Annotated in this window: 21 protein-coding genes; 1 reads left to right on the forward strand and 20 read right to left on the reverse strand. The window is 41.9% G+C overall.

The window, feature by feature from the left end; translation table 11 throughout:
* Window positions 1-30 precede the first annotated feature (30 nt).
* The 15 genes from atpD to AC19MX_RS17330 all read right to left on the reverse strand — a co-directional run bounded on the left by atpD (window position 31) and on the right by AC19MX_RS17330 (window position 14,336).
* Window positions 31-1,422, reverse strand: coding sequence for a F0F1 ATP synthase subunit beta (gene atpD / locus AC19MX_RS17260; RefSeq protein ID WP_160055766.1), 1,392 nt, complete (start codon window positions 1,420-1,422; stop codon window positions 31-33).
* A gap of 34 nt (window positions 1,423-1,456) precedes the next feature.
* Window positions 1,457-2,317, reverse strand: coding sequence for a F0F1 ATP synthase subunit gamma (gene atpG / locus AC19MX_RS17265; RefSeq protein WP_432403383.1), 861 nt, complete (start codon window positions 2,315-2,317; stop codon window positions 1,457-1,459).
* Window positions 2,318-2,370: 53 nt separating this feature from the next.
* Window positions 2,371-3,912 (reverse strand): F0F1 ATP synthase subunit alpha, encoded by a 1,542-nt coding sequence (gene atpA, locus AC19MX_RS17270; RefSeq protein WP_498299281.1) that lies wholly within the window; start codon window positions 3,910-3,912, stop codon window positions 2,371-2,373.
* Window positions 3,913-3,926: 14 nt separating this feature from the next.
* On the reverse strand, window positions 3,927-4,460 hold the full coding sequence (gene atpH / locus AC19MX_RS17275) for a F0F1 ATP synthase subunit delta (protein ID WP_432403379.1): 534 nt from the start codon (window positions 4,458-4,460) through the stop codon (window positions 3,927-3,929).
* Between the two features lie 16 nt (window positions 4,461-4,476).
* The gene (atpF, locus tag AC19MX_RS17280; protein ID WP_432403377.1) at window positions 4,477-4,947 is read right to left on the reverse strand and encodes a F0F1 ATP synthase subunit B; all 471 of its coding nucleotides are present in this window, start codon (window positions 4,945-4,947) and stop codon (window positions 4,477-4,479) included.
* Between the two features lie 37 nt (window positions 4,948-4,984).
* Window positions 4,985-5,236, reverse strand: a complete 252-nt coding sequence (gene atpE, locus AC19MX_RS17285; protein WP_011639455.1) for a F0F1 ATP synthase subunit C — start codon at window positions 5,234-5,236, stop codon at window positions 4,985-4,987.
* Window positions 5,237-5,301: 65 nt separating this feature from the next.
* The gene (atpB, locus tag AC19MX_RS17290; RefSeq protein ID WP_432403375.1) at window positions 5,302-6,096 is read right to left on the reverse strand and encodes a F0F1 ATP synthase subunit A; all 795 of its coding nucleotides are present in this window, start codon (window positions 6,094-6,096) and stop codon (window positions 5,302-5,304) included.
* A gap of 12 nt (window positions 6,097-6,108) precedes the next feature.
* Window positions 6,109-6,492: an ATP synthase subunit I gene (locus AC19MX_RS17295; RefSeq protein WP_432403446.1), complete on the reverse strand. Its 384-nt coding sequence runs from the start codon at window positions 6,490-6,492 to the stop codon at window positions 6,109-6,111.
* A gap of 224 nt (window positions 6,493-6,716) precedes the next feature.
* Entirely contained in the window at window positions 6,717-7,601 is an 885-nt protein-coding gene (locus AC19MX_RS17300) for a ParB/RepB/Spo0J family partition protein (protein ID WP_498299282.1), read from the reverse strand.
* 9 nt (window positions 7,602-7,610) lie between these two features.
* Window positions 7,611-8,399, reverse strand: a complete 789-nt coding sequence (locus AC19MX_RS17305) for a ParA family protein (protein WP_432403373.1) — start codon at window positions 8,397-8,399, stop codon at window positions 7,611-7,613.
* A gap of 62 nt (window positions 8,400-8,461) precedes the next feature.
* Window positions 8,462-9,082, reverse strand: coding sequence for a 16S rRNA (guanine(527)-N(7))-methyltransferase RsmG (gene rsmG / locus AC19MX_RS17310; protein WP_498299283.1), 621 nt, complete (start codon window positions 9,080-9,082; stop codon window positions 8,462-8,464).
* A 111-nt stretch (window positions 9,083-9,193) separates the two neighbouring features.
* Window positions 9,194-11,083 carry a tRNA uridine-5-carboxymethylaminomethyl(34) synthesis enzyme MnmG gene (gene mnmG, locus AC19MX_RS17315; protein WP_498299284.1) on the reverse strand — a complete coding sequence of 630 codons (1,890 nt, stop codon included), beginning with the start codon at window positions 11,081-11,083 and terminating at the stop codon, window positions 9,194-9,196.
* Between the two features lie 463 nt (window positions 11,084-11,546).
* Complete coding sequence (gene mioC, locus AC19MX_RS17320; protein ID WP_432403367.1) at window positions 11,547-11,993, reverse strand: FMN-binding protein MioC; 447 nt, start codon at window positions 11,991-11,993, stop codon at window positions 11,547-11,549.
* A gap of 293 nt (window positions 11,994-12,286) precedes the next feature.
* Window positions 12,287-13,132: an S-formylglutathione hydrolase gene (gene fghA, locus AC19MX_RS17325; protein WP_498299285.1), complete on the reverse strand. Its 846-nt coding sequence runs from the start codon at window positions 13,130-13,132 to the stop codon at window positions 12,287-12,289.
* A 73-nt stretch (window positions 13,133-13,205) separates the two neighbouring features.
* Window positions 13,206-14,336 carry an S-(hydroxymethyl)glutathione dehydrogenase/class III alcohol dehydrogenase gene (locus AC19MX_RS17330; protein ID WP_498299286.1) on the reverse strand — a complete coding sequence of 377 codons (1,131 nt, stop codon included), beginning with the start codon at window positions 14,334-14,336 and terminating at the stop codon, window positions 13,206-13,208.
* A 139-nt stretch (window positions 14,337-14,475) separates the two neighbouring features.
* On the opposite strand from AC19MX_RS17330, the gene AC19MX_RS17335 reads away from it, so the two are divergent.
* On the forward strand, window positions 14,476-15,342 hold the full coding sequence (locus tag AC19MX_RS17335; RefSeq protein ID WP_498299287.1) for a LysR substrate-binding domain-containing protein: 867 nt from the start codon (window positions 14,476-14,478) through the stop codon (window positions 15,340-15,342).
* A gap of 21 nt (window positions 15,343-15,363) precedes the next feature.
* Here the strand turns inward: AC19MX_RS17335 and AC19MX_RS17340 are convergent, their stop codons facing one another.
* The 5 genes from AC19MX_RS17340 to rnpA all read right to left on the reverse strand — a co-directional run bounded on the left by AC19MX_RS17340 (window position 15,364) and on the right by rnpA (window position 19,704).
* Window positions 15,364-15,981 (reverse strand): 3'-5' exonuclease, encoded by a 618-nt coding sequence (locus AC19MX_RS17340; RefSeq protein WP_498299288.1) that lies wholly within the window; start codon window positions 15,979-15,981, stop codon window positions 15,364-15,366.
* Window positions 15,982-16,036: 55 nt separating this feature from the next.
* Window positions 16,037-17,398 (reverse strand): tRNA uridine-5-carboxymethylaminomethyl(34) synthesis GTPase MnmE, encoded by a 1,362-nt coding sequence (mnmE, locus tag AC19MX_RS17345; RefSeq protein WP_498299289.1) that lies wholly within the window; start codon window positions 17,396-17,398, stop codon window positions 16,037-16,039.
* A 96-nt stretch (window positions 17,399-17,494) separates the two neighbouring features.
* Window positions 17,495-19,123 carry a membrane protein insertase YidC gene (gene yidC / locus AC19MX_RS17350; protein ID WP_432403326.1) on the reverse strand — a complete coding sequence of 543 codons (1,629 nt, stop codon included), beginning with the start codon at window positions 19,121-19,123 and terminating at the stop codon, window positions 17,495-17,497.
* 3 nt (window positions 19,124-19,126) lie between these two features.
* Window positions 19,127-19,381 (reverse strand): membrane protein insertion efficiency factor YidD, encoded by a 255-nt coding sequence (yidD, locus tag AC19MX_RS17355; protein ID WP_160055732.1) that lies wholly within the window; start codon window positions 19,379-19,381, stop codon window positions 19,127-19,129.
* Window positions 19,348-19,704 carry a ribonuclease P protein component gene (gene rnpA, locus AC19MX_RS17360; protein ID WP_160055730.1) on the reverse strand — a complete coding sequence of 119 codons (357 nt, stop codon included), beginning with the start codon at window positions 19,702-19,704 and terminating at the stop codon, window positions 19,348-19,350. The genes yidD and rnpA overlap by 34 nt, the downstream gene beginning before the upstream one ends.

Below are 19,704 nucleotides of genomic sequence, written 5' to 3' on the forward strand. Positions count from 1 at the left end.
CTCCTTAAAGAACTAAGCTTTACGGCCTAGTTATTTCTTTTTGTTCGCTTTTTCGATAGCTTCATCGATTGAGCCAACCATGTAGAACGCTTGCTCTGGAATGTGATCGAACTCACCTTCCAAAATACCCTTAAAGCCACGGATAGTGTCTTTTAGAGAAACGTACTTACCAGGAGAACCTGTAAACACTTCTGCTACGAAGAAAGGTTGAGATAAGAAACGCTCAATCTTACGTGCTCTGAATACCATGGTTTTGTCATCATCTGACAATTCATCCATACCCAAAATAGCAATAATGTCTTTCAGCTCTTTATAACGCTGTAATACAGTTTGTACACCGTTTGCAACATCATAATGCTCTTGACCAACAACCTGTGGATCTAACTGACGTGAAGTCGAGTCCAACGGGTCAACGGCTGGGTAAATACCCAAAGAAGCAATTTGACGAGACAATACAACAGTCGCATCTAAGTGAGCGAAGGTTGTAGCGGGTGACGGATCGGTTAAATCGTCCGCTGGTACATATACAGCTTGAACAGAAGTAATCGAACCAGACTTAGTTGAAGTGATACGTTCTTGAAGAACACCCATCTCTTCAGCTAGTGTTGGCTGATAACCTACTGCTGACGGCATACGACCTAATAGTGCAGATACTTCAGTACCAGCAAGGGTGTAACGGTAAATGTTGTCCACGAACAACAATACGTCACGACCTTCGTCACGGAACTTTTCAGCGATACTCAGGCCCGATAACGCTACGCGTAAACGGTTTCCTGGAGGCTCGTTCATCTGACCATAAACCATGGCTACTTTGTCTAATACGCCTGAATCTTTCATTTCGTAGTAGAAGTCGTTACCCTCACGAGTACGCTCACCAACACCAGCGAAAACTGAAAGACCTGAGTGAGCTTTAGCGATGTTGTTAATCAGTTCCATCATGTTAACTGTTTTACCAACACCAGCACCACCGAACAGACCAACCTTACCACCCTTAGCGAAAGGACAAACAAGGTCGATAACCTTGATACCCGTCTCTAAAAGTTCAGTTGAATTTGACTGTTCTTCGTATGAAGGAGCTGCACGGTGAATTTCATAACGCTCTTCTTCACCGATAGGACCCGCTTCATCAATTGGCTCACCTAGTACGTTCATAATACGGCCAAGGGTTGCAGCCCCTACCGGAACAGAAATTGGTGAACCTGAGTTTACTACCTCTAGACCACGACGCAGACCATCAGAAGAACCCATAGCGATGGTACGAACTACACCACCACCTAGCTGCTGCTGAACTTCCAGCACCAAACCATTGCAGGCGCCTTCGCCAGTGATCTTCAGAGCGTCATATACTCGAGGTACAGAATCTTGTGGAAACTCTACGTCCACAACCGCGCCAATTACTTGGACAACAGTACCTGTGCTCATGATTAATCCTCTAAACTTGATTTCGTTACCTAACCTAAACCGCTGCAGCGCCTGATACAATTTCCGACAGTTCTTGCGTAATCGCAGCCTGACGGGCCTTGTTATAGACGAGTTGCAAATCATCGATCATTTCACCAGCGTTATCTGTTGCCGCCTTCATTGCTACCATACGGGCAGCCTGTTCAGAGGCAATATTTTCAACAACGCCTTGATATACCTGAGACTCTATATAACGAGTTAATAATACATCCAAAATTTCTTTTGGATCTGGCTCGTAAATATAATCCCAAGGATAACTAGCTACTTCTTCATCTGATTTAGGTAAAGGTAGCAGCTGTTCGATCACAGGAGTCTGGGACATTGTATTAACAAATTTGTTAAACACAATATACAGACGATCCAGTTTACCTTCGTTGTAAGCTTTTAACATGACACGTACTGTGCCAATCAAATCAGCAAGTTTTGGCGCATCGCCTAAACCTGATGCATGGGCAGATATTTCACCACCAAAGCTTTTAAAAAACTGAACAGAACGGGCACCAATTGGGCAAAACTCAACATCTGCACCTTGTTCTTTCCATTTTTTAACGTCTGACACAACCTTTTTGAAAAGGTTGACGTTCAAACCACCACAAAGACCACGGTCGGTTGCTACTACTATGTAACCAACCCGCTTGGCATCTCTCACCTCTAAATAGGGGTGTTTATATTCGAGAGTACCTTGCGCTACGTGACCGATCACCTTACGCATATTTTCTGCATATGGACGGCTTGCTGCCATGCGTTCTTGCGCTTTACGCATTTTGCTGGCTGCTACCATTTCCATAGCGGAAGTGATCTTCTGAGTATTTTTAACACTCGCGATCTTGGTTTTAATCTCTTTAGCGCTGGCCATCTCTACTCTCCAATCTGGGACCTGAGGTGCCTAATGACACCCCGTGTTCATTATTACCAGGTTTGGGTTTCAATGAACTTGTCCATGCCTGCCTTTAACTCACCTTCGATATCAGCGTTATAATCGCCAGTAGCGTTGATGGTGTTCATTAGGTCAGCATGTTGACTGTTCATGTATGAAAGCAGAGCGGCTTCGAAGCGACCGATTTCATTTAAAGCAACACCTTTCAGGAAGCCTTTTTCAGCTGCGAAAATAGACACAGACTGAGCAGCAACACTCATAGGAGCATATTGTTTTTGCTTCATTAATTCGGTTACACGCTCACCATGCTCAAGCTGAGCACGAGTTGCATCATCTAAATCAGATGCAAACTGTGAGAACGCTGCAAGCTCTCGATACTGTGCTAGTGCAGTACGAATACCGCCAGACAGTTTCTTGATGATCTTAGTCTGCGCTGCACCACCAACACGAGAAACAGAAATACCTGGGTTAACTGCTGGACGTAAGCCCGAGTTAAACAAGTCAGTCTCAAGGAAGATCTGACCATCTGTAATAGAAATTACGTTGGTCGGTACGAACGCTGATACGTCACCAGCTTGGGTTTCAATAATAGGTAACGCGGTTAACGAACCGGTTTGGCCTGTTACTGCACCATTTGTGAACTTTTCTACATAGTTCACGTTTACACGTGAAGCCCGCTCTAATAAACGCGAGTGTAGATAGAATACGTCACCTGGGTACGCTTCACGTCCTGGTGGACGCTTCAATAGCAATGAAATTTGACGGTAAGCAACTGCTTGCTTAGACAAATCATCATATACGATTAAAGAATCTTCACCGCGGTCACGGAAATATTCACCCATAGAACAACCAGAATATGGTGCTAAGTATTGCAGAGCGGCAGCTTCAGAAGCTGATGCAACTACAACGATAGTGTTAGCTAGTGCGCCATGTTCTTCAAGTTTACGTACTACGTTAGCGATGGTAGAAGCTTTCTGACCAACAGCAACATAGACACACTTAATACCTGAATCTTTCTGGTTGATAATTGCATCGATAGCCATCGCTGTTTTACCAGTCTGACGGTCACCAATAATCAATTCACGTTGACCACGACCGATTGGGATCATGGCATCAACGGCTTTATAACCAGTTTGGATTGGTTGGTCTACTGACTTACGCTCAATAACACCTGGAGCAATCACTTCAACAGGAGAGAAACCGTCGTTGTCGACAGGTCCTTTACCATCAATTGGCTCACCAAGCGTGTTAAGAACACGGCCAAGTAGTCCACGACCAACAGGTACTTCAAGAATACGACCAGTTGTTCTTACTTTTGCGCCTTCTGCTAAATTAGCATAAGGGCCCATTACTACGGCACCGACAGAATCACGTTCTAAGTTCAACGCGATTGCAAAACGGCCACCAGGCAGTTCGATCATTTCACCTTGCATTACATCGGCTAGGCCGTTAATGCGAATGATTCCGTCGCTTACTGCAACAATAGTACCTTCGTTGCGAGCTTCACTAACGACGTTGAACTGCTCGATCCGCTGCTTAATCAGATCGCTGATTTCAGTGGAATTCAGTTGCATGCTTAAACTCCCAATTACGACTGCAGCTTGTCAGACAAACGCGATAACTTACCGCTTACCGAGCCATTAATGACTAGGTCGCCTGATTTAATAATCACACCGCCAATGAGCGATGCGTCGATGCTGCAATTCAGCTTAACTTTGCGTGCGAGACGTTTCTCTAGAGAAACACTAATTTGCTGTTGTTGCTCAGAAGTCAACTCAAAAGCAGAAACCACATCGGCTTCAACTTCTTTCGCCCACTCATTACGGTATTCAGCAAAAAGTAGCGATACTGCTGACAGTATCCCTAAACGACCGTTTTCAGCCATTACCTTTATCAGGTTTTGACCTTGCTCATTGACTTGCTCACCGCATACGTTAATAAACAGTGTGGCAAGTTGTGTACTCGCAAGAGTACCATTAAGCAATGGCTTGATTGATTCGTTTTCACTCACCAATGAAGCGAAAGTTAACATTTCTGTCCAACTTTCTACTGCTTTATGCTCAACAGCAAAATCAAAAGCTGCCTTTGCGTAAGGGCGAGCGATGGTGCTTAATTCAGCCATAACTCAACTCCCTTAATCAAATTTCAGCAACTAGTTTATTAACTATGTCACTGTGGGCTTCTGCATCGATTACACGTTCAAGGATTTTCTCAGCACCAATAATGGCTAGAGAAGCAACTTGCTTACGCAAGTCATCTTTTACGCGATTACGTTCGTTTTCAATTTCTGCTTGACCCTGAGCGATAATTTTAGCGCGCTCAGTTTGTGCTTCAACTTTAGCTTCTTCAACGATTTGAGCTTTACGCTTGTTAGCTTGCTCAATAATTTCGTTGGCAGTTACTTTTGCTTCTTTAAGTTGCTCAGTAGCTTTAATTTGTGCTAACTCTAGATCTTTTGCTGCACGGCCGGCATCTGCCAGACCATCAGCAATTTTCTTCTGGCGTTCTTCGATGGCATTCATCAACGGAGGCCATACAAACTTCATGCAAAACCACACGAAGAGAATAAAGGCAACCGTCTGACCGAGTAAGGTAGCGTTGAAATTCACAACAGCCTCCTAGTTAGATTAAAGACAGAAGCGTTAGTTAAAGCATTGCACCCAATGGGTTAGTAAATAGCATAAATAGCGCAATACCTACACCAATCATAGTTACGGCATCTAAAAGACCCGCTACGATGAACATTTTAACTTGTAACATAGGCGCCATTTCTGGCTGACGAGCTGCACCTTCTAAAAACTTTCCACCTAAAAGGCCGAAACCGATAGCTGTTCCTAATGCACCCATACCAATAAGTAGAGCAACAGCAATAGCCGTCATTCCTAATACAGTTTCCATATCTATCTCCAATATTCTAAATCGTTGTTATTAATGATTTAGGTCAAAAAAATTTTCGGTTACCCTTAGTGATCTTCATGCGCCATGCTTAAATAAACAATGGTCAACATCATGAAAATAAATGCTTGTAAAGTAATAACTAAAATATGGAATATTAGCCAACCTAGTTGTAAACCTACACCTAGAGCAGATAACGCCACGTTAGAACCATACATCAATGCAATAAGGATAAATATCAACTCACCAGCATACAAGTTACCAAATAGTCGCAAAGCCAATGAAATCGGTTTCGCAATTAAGGTGACTGTTTCTAGTAATAAGTTGACGGGTATCATTGCCCAATGGTTAAAAGGCTGAAATGTTAGTTCTTTAACAAAACCTGAAACACCTTTGACTTTAATGCTGTAGTAAATAATCAGCACAAACACACCAAGAGCTAAGCTAAAGGTAATGTTAACGTCAGTAGTCGGAACTACTTTAAGGTATGGGATACCCATTAGACTTGCTGCATGAGGCAACCAATCAACAGGGACCATATCCATGAAATTCATCATGAAAATCCACACAAAAATAGTCAGAGCTAAAGGCGCAATAACAGGATTGCGGCCGTGAAAGGTTTCTTTTACGCTGCTATCAACAAACTCAACAATCATCTCGACAAAACATTGAAACTTGCCAGGAACGCCTGTTGTCGCTTTCTTGCCAACACTGTAAAACAGCCATAAGAACAACATCCCAAGCCCAACCGAAAAGAGCAACGAATCAATGTGCCATGTCCAAAACCCTTCACCAACGCTTAAATTGGTAAGGTGATGTTGGATATAGCCCTGCGGTGTTAACGCTTCACCAGTTGCAGCCATGATTCATCCCACTTAACTTTGCTTGAAATATAAAGGTGCTATCCAATGCACAACTAACGCTAACGAATAACAGGTAAAAAGCGGCATAAAACCGACTTTCATATTGATAAACGCCAACGAAAACAATGCAATGGTCAAGAGCATCTTTACCGCTTCCCCCCAGTAAAAGCTTTTAACCACTTTTGCTGCAGAGCTTGCCCCACTATGTGAGAAAGCTAGGGTTGCGAATACAAAATTAGGAAGTACAGCGATAGTCGCACCTGCTAACGCAGACTGACCATACTGTGCTCCCCACATTACGAAAAATAGTATTGAAATAATACCCGCGACAATCGCTTGTACCAGCACTAATTTATAGGCTGCTAACCTACCACGACGCGCTAAAACATTACCCAACTTCATATCTCCGCATTATGCTTTTCGCGGTCCTAATGTTAAATTTAATATATTAAACTAGCCTTAAGATACAAAAAGCCTGCAAAGTATACCTTTTCGCGCTTTGTTTGCAACTTTGATGATGGGAAAACAACGATTTAATGAGTGAATTAGCGCTAAATATATAAAAGTAAAAATTAGCGCTGTGTCACAAAATTACTACATGAAATGGTTTAGTCAGCTTTTTAACGGATTTTACTTAAAATACCGTCTAATTCAGCGAGATTCTGGTAGTTTATTACAATTTTCCCTTTGCCTTTAGTACCATGGTTAATGGCAACTTTGGCACCGAGCCTTTCAATTAACTCTTGTTCTAAACGGCTAACATCATGATCTTTAGCATGAGTTTCGGCGACTTTAGCCGGATTTAAGGCTTTATTAACTAATCGTTCAGTTTCTCGAACAGTCATTTCCTTTGATGCAACTAATCGAGCTAAATTAGTCTGTTCATCCCCCTCAATGGCCAATAAAGCACGGGCATGGCCCATATCAATGTCACCGTATTCTAACAAACGCTTAACAGGCTCATTGAGACTGTTTAATCGCAATAAATTAGAGACACTAGCCCTAGATTTACCAACCGCATCTGCAACTTGTTGATGGGTTAATTCAAATTCTTCTAACAAACGCTGTAAAGCGATTGCTTCTTCCATGGCATTGAGATCTTCACGTTGAATATTCTCAATCAGCGCGATAGCAACCGCGGCTTCGTCAGCCACCTGTTTAACAATACACGGGACTTTATCGAGTTTTGCTAGTTGTGCAGCACGCCAACGGCGCTCACCGGCAATAATTTCATAATTACCATTTGCCACTTTACGTACAACAATAGGTTGAATAACCCCTTGTGAACGGATGGACTCCGCAAGCTCTTCTAATGCTTCTGGAGACATATCTTTACGCGGTTGGTATTTTCCTGTTTGAAGTTTATCCAGATCAAGGTGTATAAGTTCGCCTGCAGTCGTTAATGGCAAAGTATCTTCTGGTTGTTCGCTCTTACGACTTGCAGCATTGCTGTGGCTTAATAAGGCATCCAAGCCTTTACCTAAACCGCGTTTTTTTAACGTCATTTTTATGTCCTACGCTTGTTTGGGTTGTGTTTGCTGCTCAGCACGACGAATAATCTCACCCGCAAGGGCTAAATAAGCTTTGGCTCCAGCACTCGATTTGTCGTAATACATTGCAGGCGCACCAAAACTAGGGGCTTCTGCTAGACGAATATTTCGAGGAATGACCGTTCGATAAACCTTATCACCAAAATGTTGCTTCAGTTGGTCTGATACATCATTAGATAGACGATTTCGAGGGTCATACATGGTGCGTAAAATGCCTTCTATGGTTAACGTCGGGTTTACCATAGCACCAAGCTTAGTAATGGTATCAATTAACGCTGTAAGCCCTTCTAATGCATAATATTCACATTGCATTGGTACAAGTACAGAATCAGCGGCTGACATGGCATTAACTGTTAACATATTTAATGACGGTGGGCAGTCGATAAAAATATAATCGTAATCGTCTCTAATTGGCGCTAATGCATTGCGTAAACGGATCTCGCGAGCATAAAACTCCATTAACTTAATTTCTGCCGCCGTGACATCACCATTACCAGCGATCAAATCAAACTTACCTACGGTATTTTTGATCACGATGTCTGCAAAGGGTTTTTCTTCTACGAGGAGCTCATAGGCGGTATTGTCGACATTGTATTTATCAACGCCACTGCCCATAGTTGCATTGCCTTGAGGATCTAAATCGATCAACAACACTTTACGCTTTGTGGCGGCAAGTGATGCGGCTAAATTTACGCAAGTTGTTGTTTTTCCTACGCCACCTTTTTGGTTGGCTACGGCAATGATTTTACCCACAATGTCATCCTGTCTTTAAATTATTGATGTCCGGTTAGCTTAATTAGCGAAAGAAATGCACTTTATTGCTTAGCAATTTTTAATAAATGTCGCTGTTCATCTAACTTTGGTACATGCAATACAATGGTTTCGACCAGCGAAAAACCTGCTGGCATTTGCTGTAATTCTTGTTCGTTTAACTGACCTTTTAAGGCGTAGTAGATGCCTTTTTCAGTTGGTAAATGATGACACCAACTGAGCATATCTTGTATTGACGCGAATGCTCTGCTTAAAACACCATCAAATTTTTCATCAGGTTGATAAGCTTCAACTCGACTTTCTACTGAGGCTATATTATTAATTTTTAGTTCAAATTGAACCTGTTTCTGAAAACGGATCCGTTTACCTAAACTGTCCAATAATACAAATTGTTTGTCTGGGTTCATGATTGCTAACGGGATCCCAGGTAAACCAGGACCCGTGCCCACATCAATAAAACGCAGTCCTTCAAGATAAGGAGAAACGGTTAAACTGTCCATAATATGACGGATTAACATTTGCTCAGGATCGCGAACCGAGGTGAGGTTATAGGCTTTATTCCATTTAGCGAGCATTTCAACAAAACCGATTAATTGTTTTTGTTGTAATTCAGTGGCCGATATTTTCATTTCAGCTAAATAAGTTTGGAGTTGGGCAGATAACACAGAAAGCCTCGTAAAATGCATGAACAGACGGCGGTTATTATGAAGCCGTAAAAGCACTAAGGGAAGCCTTATGGCTTCCCTTGTGTTATTGAGTCGAAAAAATATCTGAATTTAAGCGCTTTTTCTCAATAAACCGCGTTTTTTCAAATGTACTAGCAAGATTGAGATCGCTGCCGGAGTAATACCCGATATGCGCGAGGCTTGTCCTACCGTTTCAGGTTTGTGATTATTGAGCTTTGCTATCACTTCATTTGAAAGGCCTGGCACTTCTTGGTAATCAAGATCCAGTGGCAATAATGAGCTTTCATGACGGATCGCTTTATCAATTTCATCTTGTTGACGCTGGATATAACCAGAATACTTCACTTGAATTTGCACTTGCTCAGCAGCTTGTGGATCTTCAAGACCAGGGCCAAAACCTTCTAATTGCATTAATTTACTGTAATCCATTTCAGGACGACGCAGTAAATCTTCAAAAGAAGCTTCGCGAGATATTGGTGTATTCAATTGTGGATTAAGCACATCCAGCAATGGAGAATTTGGGTGTACCCACTGTCCACGTAGACGTTGTAATTCAAGTTCGATCGCTTCTTTTTTCTTACTGAACATTTCCCAACGTTTATCATCCACTAAGCCAAGTTCACGGCCTTTTTCTGTTAAACGAAGATCAGCATTATCTTCACGAAGTAATAAGCGATATTCTGCACGGCTGGTAAACATGCGGTACGGTTCTTTGGTACCTAATGTTGATAAATCGTCAACTAATACACCAAGATATGCTTCATCACGACGAGGACACCAAGTCTCTTTACCTTGTACTTGTAATGACGCATTCATACCCGCTAATAAACCTTGAGCACCCGCTTCTTCATAACCTGTTGTGCCGTTGATTTGGCCTGCAAAGAATAAACCGGCAATGGTTTTGGTTTCTAATGAGTTTTTAAGATCGCGCGGATCAAAATAATCGTACTCAATTGCGTAACCTGGACGAACAATTTCAGCATTTTCCATGCCTTTAATTGAACGAACTAAATTGAGCTGAACATCAAACGGTAAGCTGGTAGAAATACCATTCGGGTAAATTTCGTTGGTACTCAAGCCTTCTGGTTCGATAAAGATCTGATGTGATGATTTATCTGCAAAACGGTGGATCTTATCTTCAATCGATGGGCAGTAACGTGGACCAATACCTTCAATAACACCTGAATACATTGGACTTCGGTCTAAACCACCACGAATAATATCGTGAGTTTTTTCATTAGTGTGAGTAATAAAACAAGAAACCTGTTTTGGATGCTGACTCACATCGCCAATAAATGACATAACAGGCAATGGTGTATCACCTTTTTGTTCAGTCATTTGCGAAAAATCGATAGTGTTAGCATCAATACGTGGTGGTGTACCTGTTTTTAAACGGCCAACACGGATAGGTAATTCACGTAAACGATTTGCTAATGCAATTGCTGGCGGATCGCCTGCACGACCACCGCTGTAATTTTGTAAACCAATGTGGATCTTGCCACTTAAAAACGTGCCTGTCGTTAATACAACAGTTGGTGCTTCAAATGCTAATCCCATTTGTGTGACTACACCAACAACTTTATTATTTTCAACAACTAAGTCATCTACTGCTTGTTGGAAAATGCGTAAGTTAGGTTGGTTTTGTAAGATAGATTGGATTTTTTGACGATATAAAGCTCTATCTGCTTGTGCACGAGTTGCACGAACGGCAGGGCCTTTACTTGAATTTAATGTTCTAAATTGAATTCCGGCAAAATCTGTGGCTGTTGCCATTGCGCCGCCTAATGCATCGATCTCTTTAACCAAATGGCCTTTACCAATACCACCTATGGCTGGATTACAAGACATCTGACCTAATGTGTCGATGTTATGGGTTAACAATAATGTTTTTGATCCCATTCTTGCTGCTGCTAGTGCTGCCTCTGTACCGGCATGACCACCACCAACGACAATTACATCAAACCGTTCATGAAAATGCATTATGCGACCTTTGATTGCTAAGAAAGTTAAATTCTATTTGAAACGTTATTCAATGAGGACATTTTAGCACTTGCTTGTCTGAACGTGAACGATCATTTTTCATAGATTGATCAAGATGGGTTTGCTTAATAGATCTTAAGATCTTTATATAGATCTTTTTATTATGTTTATTATTAGGATCGCCATTTTCTGTTAGTAACTTTTATTCTTTATTAAAATCAATAGTTAACAGCTAACGAAACCTGTGATCTGATCGCGATCAAACTCAAGATAACATGGGGATAGATCGGGTAGTTATCCACAAGGGTGATCTTTAAGCGGATCGGAGTGTGAATAGTACAGAGTTATGATCGCTAAAAATAATAGCTTATCCACAAAGTTATCATTAAAAATAGTAATTTGTGGATAAGTAAGATCTAAATTGTGAGTTGATCTGAGTTTATACAATTAAAGATCGATTTTTTTACAGATTAATTTTAGATTGCCATTGTGTTAACCACGCTAGCGCAGGCTCTTCAGGCACAGGGTCTTGTTGAACATCAATTTGGATCTTATCCACAATAGGTTTAGATCCGCATTGCACAAGTAGATCAATTATTTTTTCAGGCCCTTGGCAGAAAGTGTCATAGCTTGAATCACCAATGGCACATAATGCATGCTGGATCGATGTAAGATCCGGCATATTGAGCATTAATTGCTTATAAAAAGGCACTATATTGTCGGGTAGATCGCCTGCACCATGGGTAGAACTGACAATGATCCATACTGAAAAGTCGCTTAATTGATCCCATTGTGGGTCAATTAACACCTCAGTTTGGTGGTTTAATTGGCCTAATTGCGCTGCCATTTCATCAGCGACATATTCTGCGCTGCCCAACGTTGTACCTACTAATAACGCTATTTTTGCCATTTTGACTCCGAATAATTGATAAATTTGGTCGTTTTAACGTCGGTTTTGTTCACTATGGAGTTATTTTACTCGCTCAATTACGCTTGATGTTGGCTTATTTACACTTTTTAACGCGAAACTTAGTACAAAATAATCGTTCATATGATTGGCTTGATACTGTTATCAACATTTTTTAAGCTTATGAAGTAAAAAAACGAGCCATAAAGGCTCGTTTTGGGTGACTGGTTAGTTAGCATTAACAGAGTTAGACTAAGTTAAATTGCCGCTTAATCCTTGTTAAGCAATTGCTCGCCTTAGTTAATCTGTAAATGTTTAGCATGGAAGCGCAGGTGATCTTCAATGAAGGTCGCGATAAAGTAGTAGCTATGGTCGTAACCAGGCTGCATGCGCAATTCAAGTGGGTAGCCTTTGTTTTTAGCGATATTGACGAGTGCTTGTGGCTTTAACTGCTCATCTAAAAAATTGTCATTACTGCCTTGGTCCACCAGCGCAGGCACAAATTGTTGGCTGTTTTGCATCAGCTCACAGCTATCATATTGTTGCCATTGTTGTTGGTCATCGCCCAAATAACCGCGAAACGCTTTAATTCCCCATGGGCAATCCATAGGATGACAAATCGGGCTAAATGCCGAGACGCTGTTAAATTGATTTGGATTTTTTAATGCAATAGTCAGGGCACCATGGCCGCCCATTGAATGCCCACTAATGCTACGTTGATTCGTCACGGGGAAATGCGCTTCAATTAATGCTGGCAGTTCAGATACCACGTAGTCGTACATTTTATAGTGCTGATCAAACGGTGGTTTGGTGGCATTGAGATAAAATCCGGCACCTAAACCAAAATCATAAGCACCATCTTTATCGTCGGCTACACCTTCGCCACGTGGGCTGGTATCTGGTGCGACAATAGCTATTCCAAGTTCTGCAGCAATACGTTGTGCGCCTGCTTTTTGCATAAAATTTTCGTCAGTGCAGGTGAGCCCTGACAACCAATACAATACTGGCACATTTTGCTGTTCGGCTTGTGGCGGTAAGTAAATAGCAAAACGCATTGTGCAATTGAGTGCTGCCGATTGATGACTGTATTGTTTATGCCAGCCACCAAATGCCTTGGTGCTGCTGATATTTTCAATGGTCATTATGTGTCCTTATTTGTCATCACGCAGTTAAGTCGTTTTATACTTAACTGCGTCTGTCATCATAAATGAAGCGTTACTTAGCAAAGTGGATAACACTGCGGATACTTTCGCCTTTGTGCATTAAATCAAATGCATCGTTAATCCCTTCAAGGCCCATTGTGTGGGTAATAAAGTGGCCTAACTTAAACTCGCCAGCTAAATACTGCTCAACAATACCGGGTAATTCGCTACGTCCTTTTACACCGCCAAATGCACTGCCACGCCATACACGGCCGGTCACTAATTGGAATGGACGCGTTGATATTTCTTGGCCTGCACCTGCTACACCAATAATAACTGACTCACCCCAGCCTTTATGACAACATTCTAATGCACTGCGCATCACGTTAACGTTACCAATACATTCAAATGAGAAATCAACGCCGCCATCGGTCATTTCAACAATCACATCTTGGATTGGTTTATCAAAGTCTTTAGGGTTTATACAATCAGTTGCGCCGAGCTTTTTAGCTAATTCAAACTTAGATTCGTTTAAGTCGATACCAATAATACGGCTTGCTCCCGCCATTGTTGCGCCAATAATGGCTGATAAACCAATGCCACCAAGACCAAAAATAGCCACTGTATCGCCTTTTTGAACTTTAGCTGTTTTCAATACTGCGCCCATACCGGTAGTGACACCACAACCTAATAAGCACACTTCTTCTAATGGCGCTTCTTTACTGACTTTAGCCAGTGAAATTTCGGGTAATACTGTGTATTCAGAAAAGGTTGAGCAACCCATGTAGTGGAAAATAGGTTCGCCATCTTTAAAGAAGCGCGTGGTGCCGTCTGGCATTAAGCCTTTACCTTGTGTGGCACGTACTGCACTACATAGGTTAGTTTTGCCTGAAGTACAGAACTTACATACACCACATTCTGCGGTGTATAACGGAATAACATGGTCGCCCACTTTTACACTGGTGACACCTTCGCCAACCATATGAACAATCCCGCCACCTTCATGACCAAGAATTGCTGGGAATACGCCTTCAGGATCATCACCCGATAAGGTGAATGCATCGGTATGACAAACACCCGATGCCACAATACGCACCATAACTTCACCGGCTTTTGGGTACATAACATCGACTTCTTCAACCGATAACGGTTGACCTGGTCCCCAAGCAATTGCGGCTTTTGATTTAATAAATTGTGCAGACATAGATAGCTTCCTTAAACGTAAACACCATGAAATATGGATGATAAACATCACTACAGTGTAGTGTATTTATCCATTGTATTTGTTTATCATCAAATGATAATCGGCTAGTTTTGTAAATGACTTTTACGAGAATGTAATAATGATGCAGTGGGAAGGGATTTTTGAGTTTGTTGCAGTAGCAGAAACCGACAGTTTTACTGCCGCAGGTAAGCGTTTAAGTATTTCGACGGCGCAAGTGAGTCGTCAAGTGAGTCAACTTGAAAATCGCTTAAACACTAAACTGTTTTATCGCACCACGCGCAAGGTGTCGTTAACCGAAGAAGGCTCGGTTTATTATCAGCATTGTCGTCAAGTGCTAGACAGTCTTGATGAGGCTGAACGGGCTATTTCAAGTTTAAAAGATAAACCCCAAGGCTTAATAAGAATGACGGCACCGGTAACTTACGGCGAAAAGTTTGTTATGCCGATTGTTATCGATTTTATGCAGCAGTATCGTGATATTGAAGTGGTGTGCGAGTTAACTAATCGTCAGCTTGATTTAGTAGAAGGTGGTTTTGATTTAGCCATTAGGCTAGGGCGGTTAACTAACTCGTCAATGATGGCCAAGCGCTTAACTAATCGCAGCCAATATGTGTGCGCTGCGCCGAGCTATATTGCCCAATTTGGTACGCCTTATACCTTGTCGGAACTCAGTCAACATAATTGTTTAATTGGTAGCCAATCGCATTGGAACTTTATAGATCAAGGTAAATCTAAAGCCGTTAAGGTACATGGTTCGTTGAGTTGCAGCAGTGGATTAAGCTTATTATCTGCCGCAATAAGTGGTTTAGGTATTGTGCAATTACCTGGTTATTACGTGAATTATGCAATTGAATCTGGGCAATTGGTGGTGTTACTCGCGCCATATCAACAACCTAAAGAAGGCATTTGGGCTTTGTACCCCCACAACCGTCATTTGTCACCCAAAGTACGGTTGTTAGTGGATAAATTAGCGCAAGACTTGTAATAAACGCTGGGCTAGGGATTATCAGCGAGCCATTGTTTGGTAGTAGCGGTTTATTTGTGTTTTAGGCAGGCTAGATATTTTATTGATAATATCTAAAGTAATAGGGTGTTGTGGCAGTTGTTGTTGCAGTATGTCGAGTTGATGTAACCAAAGGTGGCTGGTCATTGTGGCGTCAGCTAAGGCGCGGTGAAACACACCATCGTTAGGCAATTGATGATAACTCACCAAGGTACCCAGTTGGTGATTAGGTGCATCTTGGCTTATCCGGCGCGATAATAATAATGAGCAGGCAAACTGGCCGTTATAGTGAAGTTTATTATGTTTGAATTCAGCATCTAAGAACTTTTTATCAAAGCTGGCGTTGTGCGCGACTAAATTGAATCCATCAATAAACTTGGCAAATTGTGCCATCACCTCTTTAGATGATGGCGCATGCTTGAGCATGTTATTGCTAATACCTGTGTACTGTTCAATAAAGCTGTTTACCCGTTTACCTGGGTTTATCAGCTCTTGAAAGGTATCCACTATTTGGCCATCAACCAGCTTTACCGCGCCTATTTCAATGGCTCTGTCACCATTGTCGGGTGATAAACCTGTGGTTTCAAAGTCGAGAACGACAACTTGATTAGCCAATGTCATGTGTTTATTCCTACTGAGCTATACACGATTTACCAATGCATTACTTACCAATACACTATTTACCAATACAGAATGAACTAAATATTTTGCCGAGTAAGTCATCTGAAGTGAATTTACCGGTAATTTCAGATAGTGCCATTTGGCACATGCGTAACTCTTCTGCCAGTAATTCACCGGCGAGATACACTTCAAGCTGTTCTTTACCCAGTTGTAGGTGGCTGGCGGCTAAATCTAAAGCTTCCAAATGACGACGGCGGGCAATAAATCCGCCTTCTAGATTACTTTGGTAACCCATTAATGACTTAAGGTGTTGCTTTAACTCTTCAACTCCCAGGCCTGTTTTCGCTGATATACGGTAAACATCGTATCCTTGCTCTTGCGACATTTCGAGTGTTTCACCGGTTAAATCGGCTTTGTTGCGCACCACCGTTACACCCAGTCTTGAAGGTAAACGGTCAATAAAGTCGGGCCAGATATTATGTGGATCAACGGCATCTGTCGTCGTACCATCAACCATAAACAAGACTCTATCGGCACTGGCAATTTCTGCCCAAGCACGTTCAATACCTATTTGCTCAACGGTATCTGTGGTTTCACGTAATCCAGCGGTGTCGATAATGTGTAATGGCATACCATCAAGGTGAATATGCTCACGTAATACATCACGGGTAGTACCTGCAATTTCAGTTACAATGGCTGACTCTTTACCGGCTAGTGCATTAAGTAAACTTGATTTACCGGCATTAGGGCGCCCTGCAATGACCACTTTCATGCCTTCGCGAATAATTGAACCTTGCTTAGCACTGGCTTGAACGGTAGTGAGTTTGTCGATAATGCGATACAAGGCATTGGCAATTTTTCCATCCGATAAAAAGTCGACTTCTTCATCAGGAAAATCTATAGCGGCTTCTACATATAAGCGTAGGTTAGTCACTTGTTCTACTAATTCATGAACTTCTTTAGAAAACTCACCTTGCAATGATTGCAGTGCACTTTTTGCCGCTTGCTCACTGGTAGCATCAATTAAATCGGCAATCGCTTCTGCTTGAGTTAAGTCGAGTTTGTCATTCATAAAGGCTTGTTCACTAAACTCACCGGGTTTAGCAATACGAATACCGTCGATTTCCATGACACGCTTAATCAACATATCGAGTACGATTTGGCCGCCGTGACCTTGTAGCTCTAATACGTCTTCACCGGTAAATGAATTTGGGCCTTTAAAAAACAGCGCAATACCTTGGTCGATAACATGGCCGTCGCTAGTGTTAAAGTCACAATATTCAGCGTAACGGGTTTTAGGCACATGACCAATAATGGCTGTCGCCACATTAGTTGCTAAGTCGCCAGATACACGAATAATACCTACACCACCACGCCCTGGTGCTGTGGCTTGCGCTACAATAGTGTCTGTTGTCACGGGAAATACCTGCTAAATCATTAAAGGAAAAGGCGGCCTATTAAGCCGCCTTTTTATTCATTTAACTACTGAGTGAGTTAACTGTAGAGCTTAGGCTTATTTTAAGCCTTTTTTCTCTAAACCTGCATAAATAATCTTTTGCTGCGTAATCGCAACTAAGTTACCCACTAACCAGTAAAGTACTAGGCCTGCTGGGAACCATAAGAAGAATACAGTAAAGATAACTGGCATCCATTGCATCATCTTAACTTGCATTGGGTCCATGGTCGGTGCCATTGGTTGCATTTTCTGCATCAAGAACATCGATACACCCATTAGCAATGGTAATACATAGTATGGATCTTGTACTGATAAGTCAGTAATCCATAGCATGAACGGCGCGTGGCGTAATTCATAGCTTTCAAGTAATACCCAGTACAATGCGATGAAGATTGGCATCTGTAGCAAAATAGGTAAGCAACCGCCCATAGGGTTTACTTTCTCTTTTTTGTACAGTTCCATCATGGCTTGACCCATCTTTTGACGGTCATCACCAAAGCGTTCTTTCATCTCAGCTAATTTTGGCTGTAGGTTACGCATTTTAGCCATTGAGCTGTATTGCGCTTTAGTTAATGGATATAACAAACCACGTACCGTTAGGGTGATTAAAATAATTGCCATACCCCAGTTACCCACAAATGATTGATAGAACATCAATAACCAGTGAATAGGTACTGCTAACCACCACAAGAAACCATAATCAACAACTAAGTTTAAGGTATCAGAGATAGCTGAAAGCGCTTTTTGGTTTTTAGGGCCAACATAAAATTGTGAGCTAATTTCTTGAGTTGCACCTGGAGCAATATCATATACCGCGCCACGGAAACCAATGTTAGCTAAACCGCCAGCACTCACACTTGAGAAAATCGTGTTTGAGTCTGTTGCCGGTGGGATCCAAGCTGATACAAAGTAGTGTTGTAACATTGCCGCCCAGCCACCTAGTGTTACTTTACCTAGGTTTTTGTCTGCCATGTCTTCAAAGTCATACTTTTCGTAGCGAGTATCTTGAGTTGAGAATGCACCACCACGATAAGTAGGCATCATCATGCTGCCTTCAGATTCTTTGATACTCTGTTTTATTTGACCATACATTTGCACTTGTAATGCAGTATCTGAAGTGTTGCTAATGCTGTAATCAACGCCAACATCATATTGACCACGGGTAAACGTAAAGGTTTTTACGTAAGTGACACCGTTGTCTGCAGTAAAGGTTAAAGGCACAGATAATGTGTCTTGACCGTCTGCTAATGTGTAAGAGGTATTTTGTGCGGCAAATGCGGCACGACCTTTAGCACTGCTATCAATGCCGTCGCGACCGATTAAGCCACTTTGTGCAATATAAGTGTGATCATTGGTTTGCTCAAGAATGACAAAAGGGTCATCTTTATCAATTTCAACTTTATGTGCAACTAACGCGGCATAAACGATGTCACCACCAACTGGGCTGATTTTAATATCAAGCTGGTCAGTGTTAACGGTAATTAAGTTTTTAGTCGCAGGTAAATCAACTGGCATACCAGTCGAGTCTGCTTCAGGAACGTCTGCGCCATTAATTGTCGAGGCGTTTGTTTGGGTAACAGTTTGTTGTGCTACCGGTTGTGGTGCTTTATCTGTTTGCCATTGTGTCCACATTAGATAGCTGACAAACAGCAGACCGATTAGCAATATATTGCGTTGAGATTCCATAGCCTATTTATTACACCTGTCATTTTTAGGGGGGACGGGATCACTACCGCCGGGATGTAAAGGGTGACATTTTAATATGCGTTTGATTGCAAACCAACTACCTTTCACTGTTCCGTGTGTTTTTATTGCTTCAATCGCATAATAAGAACAAGTTGGATTGAACCGACACTTCGGTCCCAGTAAAGGGCTTATAAAAAGTTGATAACCACGGATAACCGTGGTTGCTAGCCATTGTAACGGCGACTGAGTTTTCGCCATAGCTTTTCTATCAATTTGTGTAGTTCTGCATTTTCCATTTCCATCACGCCATTTCTGACTAATACCACGATATCTATGTTGGGGATGTCGTGTTGATGTAAACGAAAACTATCTCTTATCACGCGTTTAATGCGATTACGTTGGTTAGCACGTTTAACAAAACGTTTGGCCACAGTTAATCCTAAACGAGGATGTTGCTCTGAATTTGGAATTGCGAGCAGAGTTATTTCAGCAGAGGATGCTTTGATTGGATTGGAGAATACAGATTTAAATTGCGCGGGAGTTAACAAACGTAACTCCCGCGTAAAGGTATAGCTAGTCAC

It is taken from the genome of Shewanella sp. MF05956, assembly GCF_059758055.1.